The organism is Rhodanobacter sp. FW106-HT46G03, from assembly GCF_058789895.1.
This window is the reverse complement of record NZ_JBYTCC010000001.1, coordinates 395,355-408,090: the sequence shown is the minus strand read 5'-3', so window position 1 is coordinate 408,090 and position 12,736 is coordinate 395,355. Positions and strand designations below refer to the sequence as shown.

The window sequence follows — 12,736 nt, the reverse complement described above, 5'->3', positions numbered from 1 at the left end:
ACCCGATCATGTGTAAACGTTGATGAACGACTCGGTCAGTTCGCGGGTGTGATAGAAAATGCTGCGCCCGAGGTTTTCTTCGGTCCAAGTGGTAACCGGACGATCGCGCTGGGCCTGATAACCCAGCCCGGCAAACGTCTCGTTGCGGTTGCCCGAGGGGTCGAAGAAATAAATCGTCTCGCCGCGGGTGAGGCCATGCCGCGTCGGCGCCACGTCGATCCGTACCCGGTTCTTGGCCATAATGTCGCCGGCCTTGAGGATGTCGTGCCAGGAGTCGAGGAAGAACGACAGGTGATGCAGCCCGGACGTGGGCGCGCCGACCAGCGCGAGGTCGTGCGGCTTGCTCGACAACGAGAGGAACGAGGCCAGCTGGATAGACCCATTCGGCCCGACCATCACCTGCTCGGTCTGGAAGAAGTTCAGGACTTCCTTCAGGAACTTGGTGTTGTCGACCACGGTGTTGACACCCTTTTCCGGATCGAAGCGGCACATCAGGAGGCAGTGGTCGAGCCAGTGCGCACCGGCGCCCTTGATGCTGTCGGGCCACGGATCGGGATCGATCGAGCCGACATCGGTGCCAACACACTCCTTCTCGGCAAACAGGCGCATTTCGTGCCCGCTCGGCAGGGTGAACTGCAGCATGCGACCGCACGCCGGCAGGGTGCCGGCCGGCAACTCGGCCACCGCGAAACCGTAGTCCTTGATCTTCTGCTTGAGGACGTCGAGTTCGGCGTCCTTTTCGACCTTGTAGGCGACATGGTTCATGCCGGCGCGATCGGACGGCGTCAAAACCACCGAATACTTGTCCCACTCATCCCAACACTTCAGGTACTGATTGCCATCGGCATCCGTGTGGGTAACGCGCATGCCGAGCACATTGGTGTAGTGCTTGAGCGCCGCCTCCATATCCATGACGCGGACGCTGATGTGACCAATCCTCATTACTGCCATTTCGCTCTCCTCATCATCGAGCTGATTCGGACGTTGTGGCGTTCCCGCCACCAACGACGCTACGCATTACGTTGCGACGCACACGGCCGACGACATCCAAGGTCACGTCGGTGTCGGGTGCAGTACGGCAAGCCAGGGTGTAGCCGGCCGCCTCCTCTTCCACGCTTACATGGGCACGGCTGATCACGCCGATCCGGTGCACCTGGCCACAGGTCACATGCACCTTGCACACCCCACAACCACCGTTGGTGCAGCCGGCCGGGATGCCCTTGCGGCCAAGCCGCAACATGCCGTGCAGCAAGCTCTCGTCATGCCGGCACGGGTACTGCTCGCCCGTGCAGGCCAACGTGACGCTGGGCGTTGCCGGCATCGCGATCACCTGCCCTGCCATGGGCAGGCTTGCCGGCGCCGGGTTTTGAACCGTGTCGTGAGCGTGCATGGCTGCTTCCTACAAGGTCCGGAACAGCGGGCTGCGCCGCGCCGCCGCCGTGGCGTCGGCGGCAGACAGGAACTTTTCGGTAAAGATGTCGTGCTCGAACAGCCGCCCCTGCATCAGCGTCGCAATGCATGCCTCGATCATCGGCGGCGGGCCGCACAGGTAGGCTTGATTGCCGCGGAAATCCGCCGTTGCCCCGTTGTCGTGGCTGAAGCGGCGCTTGAGCTCCTCGTGCACGAACCCGCGCGCGCCGGTCCACGGATCGTCAGCGGTGAGGTTCGACAGCACCGGGATGTAATGGAATTGTGGGTGTTGCTGCGCGAGCTCCTCGAAATGGCTGGCGAAGTACAACTCGGTCCGGTCCCGCGCGCCCTGGAACAGCCAGATCTCGTGCGGGTAGTCTTCGGCAAGCAGGTCGGTCAGCATGGATTTGGGGCTCGAAAGGCCCGAGCCGCCAGCCAGCAGGATCACCGGCCGCTGGGCCGACTTGCGCACAAAGAACCGCCCCATCGGGGTCGTCATGTGCAACCGGTCGCCCACCTTCAGGTGCTCGTGCAGCCAACCCGTGGCGACGCCGTCGCGCACGCGGCGCACATGCAGCTCCAGCAGCTCGTCATCCGGCCCATTGGCCATGGAGAACGCGCGCGGCCCCTTGATGCCCGGCAGATACAGGTTGAGGTACTGGCCGGCCTGGAACTCCACCGGGCGGTCGGGACGCAGCCAGATGCCCTTGATCGTCGGCGTCAGATCCTCCAACCGCACCACCTCGCCCTGGCGATCTTCCAGCGGCAGGTAGAGCGCGTCCGGGTCCTCGTCAACGTCGGCCTCGATCACCGCGTCGTCGTGCAGGGTGGCCACACAGGCAAGCGCATAGCCCTCGGCGCGCTCGAAATCCATCAATGCGAACGGGCTCGCATTGCCATGCTCGACTTCACCCTGGGCGACCTGCACCTTGCAGGTCCCGCACAACCCGTGGCAACACGCATGCGGGAGCCAGACGCCACGGCGCAGGCAGGCGTCGAGCATGGTCTGTCCTTCTTCCACCTCGACCGCTTGCCCCAACGGTTCAATTGTCAGCCGGTACCCCATTGCCCTGTCTCCTCACGTCCCACTGCCGCCAATACCGGTCAACCCGGGGGTGCTGAACTGCACCAGCGACTTGTGCACCAGACCGTTCTCGGCGAGGGTCTTGGACGGATTGGGCTTCCAGTCTTCCTGTTCATGGAACCAGTGCACCTTGTTCCACTTGATCTTTGCGAAATCGGGGTGCGAGCCATACAGGCCGGGCAATACCTCGTCGCGCAACGCAGCGAACGGCATGGTTGGCGGCACCGGAATGCAGATCGGCGAACAAAACATCGCGTGGTTCTGCCAGTACACGAACAGCAGGCGATTGCCGTGGAAGTTTTCCTCGGCATCCCGCGGCGTACCCTCGTAATCGGGCGAAAGCGCACGAATGGTCATTTTAGATTTCTCCGGTCTTAGGCTGAATCACTGGGCGCGGCTTTACGCTTCGCTACCGGCATCGGCATGCGTCCAGCGGTTCCAATTGGCGCGATCCTCGGACTGGGCAAAGTCGCCGCTGTCGGCCGGTTCGACGTGACACCAATTGACCACATCGGAGAGGCTGCTGCCGCCACAGTTCCCCTGGAAGATCTGATTCACCGGCAAATAAGCCTGCACATACTTTTCCGGCTCGTAATCGAACACGTCCTTGCAGCCGTCCGAGCAGAAGTGGTACTTCGTACCGCGATACACACTTTCACGGGACACGACACGAGTGGGGTCACTGCCCACATCGGTAAACAGCATGGGAATCTGGCAGGTCTGGCACAGCATCGGCAGGCCCGGGTTGAACCAGCGCTTGTCCTGCTTGGCCAGCGAATCCCAATACTCGAACCGCGGGCGGTAATACTTGTCGAAGGTGTCCGGATACTTGGCGGACAGCCAATCCATTTCGTGCGGCTCCGGGATCCACGTATGCATCGCGGTGGCATGCGTGTAGTTGTAGAACGTCGCCCAGGTCTGGTGCGACAGATGGCCTTTTTCCTTGCTCGCCACTTCGTGGTACTTCGGCAGGCGGATGCCGTAGCGGGCAAGGTCTTCAAACAGCGCACCGCCGTTCTTTTCGAAGTAGATTTCCCACGCCTCCGACCAGGACATCACGCGTTTCGGCAGCATGTAATCCATCATCATCGCCACCAGCGCCAGCAGGCGATAACCGCGCCAGAACCACTTGTCGATCCAGTGCTGCACGATCGGCAGGTTGTCCGGGTCCTGCTCGAGCAGGAACTTGACGATCTCCAGGCCCAGCGTCATGTGCCGCGACTCATCCGACTGCGCGGAGAAGCCGAACGTCACGGTCGCCATGTCGCCATTGAACGCGGCGCCGGACATGAACGGCATGAACAGCAGATTGGTCAGCACGTATTCGAAACCGAAGGAAATGGCGGTGACGAATTCGAATGGGCCAGCCGACATCGCATCTTCGAAGAACGACTTGGGCACCGACAGGTACCACAGCCGGTCGAACATGTACGAGTTTTCGTGCAGACCGGAGAAGAACTTGTTGTAGTGGCTGATCGTGTGGATCTGGGTCTGCGCATGCCGCAGCTCGTCGATCGCCTGCATCTGGCAAGCCACGCGGGCGCCCACGCCACGCAGGTTCCGGCCGGCCAAGGCATAACCGCGACTGGCCGCGTACTCAAGCGGCGACACACCCTGGAAAAACAGCTTCAACGCATTGATGTAGCGCGCGTCGGTCACATTGAACTGAGCGTTGTTTTGCTGGAACGCGTCGATAATGGCGTACAGCTTGCGTTCCTTCTCGCCCTGAAACTTCCAGTACGCATCCATGGTCAGGCGGAACGGGTCCTGCCAGCCTTCCCAGTTGTGGATCTTGATTCCCTCGAACTGGTCATAAGGAAACACCTTGTCCATCGGCTGGTAAGTGGTTTCCCACCCCAGGTCGCCGGTCATGAGGTTGTAGCGTTCCTTCAGGCTCAACTTGCGCGGTGCCGCCTTGCGGCTGGCTGCATTCGTGGCTTGGACGTCGAAAGCGGGTTTGTTCATGACATTCACTTCGCTGCGGATATCGGATGGAGTGCGAATCAACCGCGCATCAGACAGAACTCGTCGTCGCTTTCGTCGATGTTTCCCGAAAGCGAGATCAGGCTGAGTTGCAACTCGCGCAGATCCCAATCGCGCCCCAGCCGCTCGCTGACGGATTCGCGCCGCACGACCAGGCGCCCGGGGGCGTCGATCTTCACCATTGCCGGGTAGTCGATGCGCGTGGCCGCCGGGTTGTCGGCAAGGATGGCGTCGATGATGGAGCGCGCCTCGTCGGTGGCTTGCAGCGCAATGAAGACATTGTTGTTGGCGCTCATGCCGTCACCTCTTGCCTGGTGGCCGCCGCGGGCAGGTCAAGTGCGATGCCTGCGCGCTGGGCGCGGGTGGTGAGTTCGGCGGCGGCATTGGCCACGACCTCCTCGGCCTGGTCGCCGAAGGCGGCATCCGCCCACGGGCGGAGGGCCGTCACCAGCTTGGGCAACCAATGCTCGATCCAGCCCTTGAGCAGGGACGCGTTGGCCTCCGATTCGGCGACCGCGATGCGCAGGCTCGCATCCACCCAGCGCACGTTTTCCTCGTACCAGCTGCGGGCAAACTCGGTGGCCAGCGCGTAGCCGCTTGCGGCCTGCGGGAGCAGGGTCTGATCCAGACCGGTCATGGCGGTCGGGTAGACCAGGCCATCGAACAGGAAATCCTGCGCAAGCAGCACTTCGAACCAGTCGGCGGTGACGAACAGCTCTTCCATGCACTCGCGGATACCTTGCCAGCACGGGTCGTGGAGCCAGCCCTCGCGGGCCCGGTCGAGCACGCCGGTGGCGTTGCCGTCGAGCAGCAGGCCGATGCGCGTCACGTATTGCGCCAGGCCGAGGCGATCCATCGTCTGGTACTGCGCGGCCTGGGTAATCGCCGCGCCGTAGCCATAGGCCACCGAGAAGCAATTGTTCATGTTGGCGCCCCATTCGTAGTGACGCATGGGCACCAGGAACCGGGCAAGGCGCGCACGATCCTCTTCGCCGGCGTTGCGCAACATGCCGCGGCGGTCGATGAACTCGAAATTGTTTTCCTGCACGTCCTGCTGGCGCGCCCGGGTCTGCACGTACACGCCGTAGTAGTAATGACGCGGATCGCGGAACGCGTACCAGTCCTGCATCACGATGGCGGTGCGGCGCGCGTCGTAGAGCTCGTACTGGGGCTGCCACAGCGGCCGGTAGTGGAAGTTCACCGTCGGCTGCAGGTCAAACGTCGCTTCCTGGTACCGCGTGGCGGGCACGTCGCCGCCGAACCGACGCGCGAGGTGCGAGAAGGTCTGGCGAATCGGTCGAATGCCGCTGGTCTTGATGTCGACCTGCATTGCAAGGCTCCTGTGGTTGATTGCCGCCGGGGTTGGAGAAAATTGCTCAGCGCACCGTGCCGGGCACGCCGTATCGCCACTTCATCCGTTCGGCGTCCGCCGCGTTGGCTTCCGGCTCCGACAGGAACCGGCTGTGATGGCGCGTGCAAAACTCGCGAAACTGCTCCGGACTGAGCACCAGTTCCACGGTCAGATCCGGGTCGTCCATGGAGAACTCGAAGCGCACAAACCGTCGATCGATGTCGCCCAGCACCCGGACCGTCGTCCCCTGCCGGCCGGATACCACCTGACGTGATGGATTCATCGGATGTGCTCGTTGGCGTCATCGAAAAGGTGTTGCGAGGGGCTATCAGCAATGCCCGTGCCAACTATGAGGAATGGCTTCACGACAGGCTTTGCATTTGATTTGGCTCAAATTCGCCTTGCCGCAGGTTGAGCAAATGGTGAATTGCTGCACCGCAGCTTGACCATCTGATGATGCGGCGATGCAGTAGAGGCGTTCGACACGTCCGCTGAACGCTCCGTGAGCACGACTGGCGTAACGCGCGCCCTGTATTCCACCCATGGAGCTGCCCCCGATGCCCGCCGCCATGCCATCAAGCAGCGATCTGCTCTCCTCGCTGCGGTCCATGATCCGTTTCGACTCGGAGAAGGGGCTGATCTGGCTCGACCAGAGCCGGATGCTGCTGTTGCATACCGGCGCCTTCGGCGCCCTGCGTCACGAGCTCTTCGAAAGCCTGGGCGACGAGCACGCCCGTGGGTTGCTGTTGCGCATGGGTTTTGCCTCCGGTGAGCGCGACGCCCAGCTGGCGCGCAAGCTGCTGCCGCAGGTGGCAGACCAGGATGAAAGCTTCAACACCGGCCCGCTCCTGCACTCGCTGGAAGGCGTGGTGAAGGTCGTTACGGTCAAGCAGGATCTGGACATCCAGCGCGGTCGGTTCTACGGCGAATATCTCTGGCAGAACTCGTGGGAGTGCGAGTCACACGTGCGCGAATCCGGGTATTCGGACTCGCCGGAGTGCTGGTCGCAGATCGGCTACGCGTCGGGCTACACCAGCGCATTCATGAACCGGTTCATCGCGTTCAAGGAAGTGGAATGCACGGCGCAGGGCGACTCGTGCTGCCGCATCATCGGCAAACCGGCGGAGGAATGGAATGACCCGGATTATCTCGAATATTTTCGCCCCGATTCGATCGCGCACGAACTGCTCGATCTGAAAATGGAAGTGGAGCATCTGCGTTCGTCCCTGGCGCGCCCGCAATACGACGGCCCCTTGATCGGCGCATCGATTGGTTTCCTGGATGCCATGGCATTGCTGCACAACGCGGCGCCAAGCCAGATCAGCGTCCTCCTGCTCGGCGAGACCGGCGTCGGCAAGGAAGTTTTTGCGCACTGGCTGCACGACAACGGGACGCGCTCGCGCAAACCGTTCGTGGCCGTCAACTGCGGCGCCATCCCCGACAACCTGATCGAGGCGGAGCTGTTCGGCGTGGAGAAAGGCGCCTACACCGACGCCCAAAGTGCCCGCGCCGGACGCTTTGAGCGCGCCGACGGCGGCACGCTGTTTCTGGACGAAGTGGGCGACCTGCCGCCAAGCGCGCAGGTAAAACTGTTGCGCGCATTGCAGTCCGGCGAGATCGAGCGGCTGGGCAGCGAAAAGACCACGGTGATCGACGTCCGGGTGGTGGCCGCCACCAACGTCGATCTCCTGAAGGCGGTACAGGAAGGGCGGTTCCGGGCTGATCTGTATTACCGCCTGGCAACCTTCCCAATTACCATTCCGCCACTGCGCGAACGGCGAGTGGACATTCCCCTGCTTGCCGAGCGGTTCATTGAGAGGTTTTCACAACCCGTGGGCAAACATACGCGCGGCCTGAGTGATCGCGCATTGCAGACACTGGTTGATTATCCGTGGCCGGGCAACATTCGCGAACTGGAAAACGTGATTGAACGCGGCGTATTGCTGACGCCGGAAAATGCCGAAATCGACGAGCATCACCTGTTTCCGCGTACCGGCGCCACACCAGCACAGCATTTGCAGGCGTCGGGCGCGATCGGCAGCGATAATGCCGGCCACGGCAAGCTGGTGGTCGAGCGCGTGCTGGAATCCGGCATTGGTTTGGAAGAGCTGGAAGACGGCCTGCTCAACATGGCCGTGAATCGCTCGGGCGGAAACCTGACCCGCGCGGCGAAGCTGCTAGGCATCAGCCGGGCCAAACTCGCCTATCGGTTCAAGTCCTCCAAGCCGGGCGGAGAACCTTCGGCAAGCTGAAAGCCCCGATAACAGGGCGTGGCGCTTCCTCCGCTCGCCGCATCAGGCCGCCAGCACGCTACCGGTAATGATGGCCAGCATGGCGACCGGATAAAGGCTGGTCAGATCGAACAGGCGTGCCGCCCTTCTCCCCGTCCTGTCGCGGACGAGCCGCACCGCCGGGACCAGGAGCAGGGCGCTGCCGGCAACCAGCACCGCCGCCGTGTAGCCCCACCCCAATGGCAGCGGCGACAGCACTGGCAAGGCCAGGCTGAGGAGGACGGTCAGCGCCAGCAGCGCCAATACGGCCCACCCCGCGACCGCGGGGCCGAACACCAACGGGATGGTGCGCGCGCCGACCCGGCGGTCTTCTTCGACATCGTTCCAGTCGGCAGGGATGTTCTGGCCGCCGATCTCCCACGCCACCAGCCAGGCCACCATCAACGCCATGCCGCCAAGCGCGGGGCGCGGCACCACGGTGAGCACCGCGGCAATCGGCCCCAGCGCCTTCACCAGCCCGCTGAGCAGCACCCGCCAGGCGCTCACCCGCAGCAGCCGGCAATAGGCGATCTCCAGCACCGGGGCGGCCAGCACCACCACGATCAGCCAGGGGTTGAGCCACGCCGCGCCGACCAGCGCCACCAGATACCACGCGGCGAACCACGCCACGCCACGCCGCATGCTGAGGCGCCCCTGGGCCACCGGATGCCGCAGCGGCGAGGCTTCCACCGCATACCCCGGATTGGGGCCGACGCCGGCAAATTTCTCCTTGTCGGTCACCACGCCCACCAGGTCGTTCAACGCATACAACGCCGTATACCCGGCCAGCGCGACCACGATCGCCACGATCAGCACCGGCCACGCCGGCAGCCGGCCCAGCCACAGCAGCGCGGCAAACCCGGGCATCGCCACGTCGATCACGCTATGGCGGGAGCGCGACAGGGCCAACAAGGGTTCGAGCGCACTCACGGCTGGCGGGTGAAGCACATCATGTAGTTGACGTCCTCGCGGCCAGGGGCCACCCGAAACCGGCGGGTGAACGGCTGGTACATGAGGCTGGCGGAAGCGTCGTGCACCAGCCCGCTCTGCGCGGCCCACGCGCGCAGTTCGTCGGGGCGAATCAGGCGGGCATATTGGTGCGTGCCGCGGGGTAGCAGACGCAACACGTACTCGCCGCCGAAAATGGCGAACAGCCACGCTTTCCAGGTTCGGTTGATGGTGGAGAAAAACACCTTGCCGCCCGGCTTCAACAGCCAGGCGCAGGCAGCCACCACGCCGGCGGGGTCGGGAACGTGCTCCAGCATCTCCATGCACGTGATGACGTCGAACGCGCGCGCCTCCTGTCGGGCCAGCACCTCGATCGTCTGCTCGGCATAGGCGATGTCGAGCGCCGCGGCGCTGGCATGCTGGCGCGCCACCTGCAGCGTCAGCGGCGATTGGTCGATACCCATCACCTGGGCACCGAGCCCCGCCAGCGCCTCGGCAAAAATGCCGCCACCGCAGCCGACGTCGAGCAACCGGGCACCGCGCAGCGGCACCCGCTCGGCCACGAATCCGACCCGCAGCGGATTGATGACATGCAGCATGCCCATCTTGCCGTGCGGGTCCCACCAGAGGTTGGCGACCCGCTCGAATTTCTCGATCTCGAGGCGATCAACATTCGACGGTGCGTTCATGTCGCTCCTGGAACCGCGCGCGCAAAAAGGGGATGGCCGACGCCAGCTCGGCCGGGTGGATATCGTCGACAAAGGTGCATTCGCCGATAGCGGTGGGCATGGGTATCCGCTGGCGGCCATTGCGATGCAGGATGCGATCCTGCACGGCAGCCCACATCGCTTCGCCGCTGAGCAGGCCGATGTCCGGCGCCAGCCCCAGCGCGTCCACCAGCGCAAACACGCGATGGGCCGCGCCGGCCGGCAGCAGGCCGCGGCCACTGGCCACCGCCACCGAAACCAGCACATCCAGCAATACCGCTTCGCCATGCAGCAGGCGGTCCGCATGCAGGGCTTCCAGCCCGTAGCTGAAGGTGTGGCCAAAATCGACCTTGCGTGCGAGCTCGTCTTCGTACAGGTTGGGTGTCAGCTCCTGCAGCATGCCTTCCACCGCGGTATCGAGCAGGTGCTGGCCGGCGGCCGTGGCAAAGCGGGTGGCCAGGCTGTCGGCGCCCGCCACTTCGAGCGCGCGGAACAGCGCGGCATCGCGGATCACCGCCAGCTTCACGATCTCGCCCATGCCATTGCGCAAGTGGCGCATCGGCAAACTGGCCAGAAAACCCGCATCGAGCAATACCGCGAGCGGCGGCTCGAACGCGCCGAGCCGGTTTTTCGCCCCTTCGAAATTCACGCCGCATTTGATGCCGATGGCCGCATCCACGTAGCCCATGAGCGTGGTCGGGATCTTGATATGCGGTACCCCGCGGCGATGCGTCGCCGCGAGAAACGCCACCACATCGGTCAACACGCCGCCACCGATCGCCAGGATCGGCTCATCGCGGCGATGGATCGGGAAATTTTCCAGTTGCCGGGCAAGCGCCCGCCAGGCGTAGACCGTCTTGTTGTCCTCGCCCCCGACAAACGGCACCAGCCGCGCGTCGATCCCGTGTGCTTGGAACCAGGCGCGGATGCGCTGCCCATACAGGCGTTGCACGGCGTCGTCGACCACCACGAAACGCCGCGAACCGGCGCCGCGGCCAAACTCGGCAAGCAGCGGGTTGTCACGCGCAAACAGCTGCGGCGCCTGGATGACGGCATAGTCCACCGGGCGGCTGGCGCACACCTGCCAACGCGTGGTCATGCCGCGTCCAACCACACCGGCCGTGCTGCCAGTATTTCTGCGGCCACCGCCTGCGCGCCGGCCAGATCGTGGTTCTGCCAGTTGCCGCACTGGTCGACCCGCGCATACGGCACCGCGGTGGCGGTGGCCACGCCGGCAAGCAAGGTGGCAAGGGCATCGCCCAACACCGCGACGCGGCCTTCGTCGGCAAACCCCAGGTAGAAGCCGGTCTGGCACCCCATGACGCCAACGCTCAGGAAATGCGCCGGCAGCAGGCGGGTGAACCCTTCGAGCAGAAAGTGCTCCAGCGAATGCAGCACCGCGGTGGACAAACCCGCCCCGGCGTTGGGCTTGCGCACGCGCAGATCCACCGCATAGACCGCGCTGCCCGCCGGGCTGACGTGCACCGCGCGCAGCTTGAGCCGCGGCGCCTTGAGCAAGCGGTGATCCAGCTCACCGACCAGGGCCACCGGCCAGCCGAGGTGCGCCACGTCAACCATCGGTCACCTCGCTCGGCGTGGCGGCCGTGGCATTGACGCGATCGACCACCGGGCCCAGCTGCGCCAGGGTCGCGGTCAGCGCGTGGTGCCAATCGTCCACGTGGTGATAAAGCTCGACCGCGGCATAGCCGGCAAAGCCGCCGCGCGCCAGCGCGGAAAAGCTTGCCGCGAAATCCAGCGTGCCCTGCCCCGGTATGTCGTGATAGTGGGCAATGCCGGTCAGCGTGTTGGCGAGCCGGCGTTCAAGCCGGCCGGCCCGCGGTTGGCTGCGCAGCCAGCGCGCTACCGGGCGCGCCCGTTCGAGCACGTCGTAGCTCAGCCCCGGCAGGGAAATCAGCCAGGTGAATATTTCCTCGTCGAGCGGCGACGACCGCACCGGCAAGCTCCGGTAATCCACCATCTCGACTGCGCCCGTCGCCCCGGCTGCCGCCAGCAACGCATCCACGCGGGATGCCTGCGTGCGCCCCAAGACGCCATCGCGGAACAGCACGGGATGCTCGCGGTCGAGCAGCAGGAAACTGCTGGTATCCGGCAAGTGAACCAGCAGCGTCGCCCCCGTGCGCGGCACGACCAGCGCCGCAGAGTCGTTGACGATGCGCACGTTGCAGCCGGCAGCCGCATCGGAGACATGCAGGTACTTGGCCTGCGCCGCCGCACTGGCCAGCGCCGCAACGTAGTCGCGTTCGGAGCAATAGGCGTGGCACAGATCGATGTGCAGGCCGAAGCGGGGCGAGCCTACCGCGGCCACCAGCGCCTGCCCTTCGGCCAGGGTTTCCACCTGCATGCCTGGCTCGGGTTCGATCACCAGGGTGATGTCGTCGTCATCGCGCAGCTCGGCAAGGCAGGCGTGGATGGACTCGACCAGCGCTGCGGCGGGATCGAAATCGGGGTGCTCCACGTGCTCGCGCCGCCGAAAGCCGCTGCCAAACGTCACCAGCGGCGCACCCAGCACACGCGCCACGCGGATGCCCCGTCGGATCAGGTCGATGCGCCGTTTCCTCGCTGCCGGCTCGACCGCCAGCAACGAGGGTTCATGCGGGCGTTGCGGGTCGAAGAAATGGGAAGCGGTGGCAACGCACGCCGGCTGGACGCGCAACCGGTCGAACTGCCGGCACACCGCGGCAAGCTCGGTGTCGTCCAGCTCGAACACGTTGAACTGCCGGCGATGGCACGCGACTTCCACCCCGGCATAACCGGCGCGGTCGATCGCGGCAACCGCCTGGGTGAAATCCAGCCCGGTAAGGCCGGAGGTGCTGTAGGCAAGCTGGATCGCGGACATGGGTCACCTGGCAACCACCATGCTGCCGTCGCCACCCGGCGCGGTCCTCCAAGAACGGGCCAGCGCGGTTGCGCAGCGACGGACGCGGCATGAACCCCGGCATCGTGCCGAACCCGACCACCACCG

At 64.6% G+C, this 12,736-nt stretch carries 15 protein-coding genes; 1 reads left to right on the top strand and 14 read right to left on the bottom strand.

Annotated features, from left to right (window positions below):
• Positions 1 to 6: 6 nt before the first annotated feature.
• From AC3WP6_RS01700 to AC3WP6_RS01660, 9 genes are read right to left on the bottom strand one after another with little or no spacing between them, the layout of a single operon-like run.
• Positions 7 to 951 carry a catechol 2,3-dioxygenase gene (locus tag AC3WP6_RS01700; protein ID WP_492626065.1) on the bottom strand — a complete coding sequence of 315 codons (945 nt, stop codon included), beginning with the start codon at positions 949 to 951 and terminating at the stop codon, positions 7 to 9.
• 13 nt (positions 952 to 964) lie between these two features.
• Positions 965 to 1,390 carry a 2Fe-2S iron-sulfur cluster-binding protein gene (locus AC3WP6_RS01695; protein ID WP_492626064.1) on the bottom strand — a complete coding sequence of 142 codons (426 nt, stop codon included), beginning with the start codon at positions 1,388 to 1,390 and terminating at the stop codon, positions 965 to 967.
• A gap of 9 nt (positions 1,391 to 1,399) precedes the next feature.
• Complete coding sequence (locus AC3WP6_RS01690) at positions 1,400 to 2,476, bottom strand: NADH:ubiquinone reductase (Na(+)-transporting) subunit F (protein WP_492626063.1); 1,077 nt, start codon at positions 2,474 to 2,476, stop codon at positions 1,400 to 1,402.
• Positions 2,477 to 2,488: 12 nt separating this feature from the next.
• Complete coding sequence (locus AC3WP6_RS01685) at positions 2,489 to 2,851, bottom strand: phenol hydroxylase subunit P4 (protein WP_492626062.1); 363 nt, start codon at positions 2,849 to 2,851, stop codon at positions 2,489 to 2,491.
• 42 nt (positions 2,852 to 2,893) lie between these two features.
• Positions 2,894 to 4,459, bottom strand: coding sequence for an aromatic/alkene/methane monooxygenase hydroxylase/oxygenase subunit alpha (locus AC3WP6_RS01680; protein WP_492626061.1), 1,566 nt, complete (start codon positions 4,457 to 4,459; stop codon positions 2,894 to 2,896).
• Between the two features lie 38 nt (positions 4,460 to 4,497).
• On the bottom strand, positions 4,498 to 4,773 hold the full coding sequence (locus AC3WP6_RS01675) for an MmoB/DmpM family protein (RefSeq protein ID WP_492626060.1): 276 nt from the start codon (positions 4,771 to 4,773) through the stop codon (positions 4,498 to 4,500).
• Positions 4,770 to 5,807, bottom strand: coding sequence for an aromatic/alkene monooxygenase hydroxylase subunit beta (locus AC3WP6_RS01670; RefSeq protein WP_492626059.1), 1,038 nt, complete (start codon positions 5,805 to 5,807; stop codon positions 4,770 to 4,772). The genes AC3WP6_RS01675 and AC3WP6_RS01670 overlap by 4 nt, the downstream gene beginning before the upstream one ends.
• Before the next feature lie 46 nt (positions 5,808 to 5,853).
• Positions 5,854 to 6,111 (bottom strand): phenol hydroxylase subunit, encoded by a 258-nt coding sequence (locus tag AC3WP6_RS01665; protein WP_492626058.1) that lies wholly within the window; start codon positions 6,109 to 6,111, stop codon positions 5,854 to 5,856.
• 45 nt (positions 6,112 to 6,156) lie between these two features.
• Positions 6,157 to 6,438 carry a hypothetical protein gene (locus AC3WP6_RS01660; RefSeq protein ID WP_492626057.1) on the bottom strand — a complete coding sequence of 94 codons (282 nt, stop codon included), beginning with the start codon at positions 6,436 to 6,438 and terminating at the stop codon, positions 6,157 to 6,159.
• Between AC3WP6_RS01660 and AC3WP6_RS01655 the strand changes: the two genes are divergently transcribed.
• On the top strand, positions 6,437 to 8,080 hold the full coding sequence (locus tag AC3WP6_RS01655) for a sigma 54-interacting transcriptional regulator (RefSeq protein WP_492626056.1): 1,644 nt from the start codon (positions 6,437 to 6,439) through the stop codon (positions 8,078 to 8,080). The genes AC3WP6_RS01660 and AC3WP6_RS01655 overlap by 2 nt on opposite strands.
• A gap of 42 nt (positions 8,081 to 8,122) precedes the next feature.
• On the opposite strand, the gene AC3WP6_RS01650 is transcribed toward AC3WP6_RS01655, so the two are convergent.
• The 5 genes from AC3WP6_RS01650 to AC3WP6_RS01630 are packed head-to-tail and all read right to left on the bottom strand — an operon-like array spanning position 8,123 to position 12,610.
• Positions 8,123 to 9,028: a UbiA family prenyltransferase gene (locus tag AC3WP6_RS01650; RefSeq protein WP_492626055.1), complete on the bottom strand. Its 906-nt coding sequence runs from the start codon at positions 9,026 to 9,028 to the stop codon at positions 8,123 to 8,125.
• Positions 9,025 to 9,735 (bottom strand): bifunctional 2-polyprenyl-6-hydroxyphenol methylase/3-demethylubiquinol 3-O-methyltransferase UbiG, encoded by a 711-nt coding sequence (ubiG, locus tag AC3WP6_RS01645; RefSeq protein ID WP_492626054.1) that lies wholly within the window; start codon positions 9,733 to 9,735, stop codon positions 9,025 to 9,027. The genes AC3WP6_RS01650 and ubiG overlap by 4 nt, the downstream gene beginning before the upstream one ends.
• A complete protein-coding gene (locus AC3WP6_RS01640; RefSeq protein ID WP_492626053.1) occupies positions 9,713 to 10,852 on the bottom strand; it encodes a sedoheptulose 7-phosphate cyclase in 1,140 nt (379 codons plus the stop codon). The genes ubiG and AC3WP6_RS01640 overlap by 23 nt, the downstream gene beginning before the upstream one ends.
• The gene (locus tag AC3WP6_RS01635) at positions 10,849 to 11,331 is read right to left on the bottom strand and encodes an S-ribosylhomocysteine lyase (protein ID WP_492626052.1); all 483 of its coding nucleotides are present in this window, start codon (positions 11,329 to 11,331) and stop codon (positions 10,849 to 10,851) included. The genes AC3WP6_RS01640 and AC3WP6_RS01635 overlap by 4 nt, the downstream gene beginning before the upstream one ends.
• Positions 11,324 to 12,610, bottom strand: a complete 1,287-nt coding sequence (locus AC3WP6_RS01630) for a sugar phosphate isomerase/epimerase family protein (protein WP_492626051.1) — start codon at positions 12,608 to 12,610, stop codon at positions 11,324 to 11,326. Before AC3WP6_RS01630 ends, AC3WP6_RS01635 begins: the two co-directional genes overlap by 8 nt.
• Positions 12,611 to 12,736 lie beyond the last annotated feature (126 nt).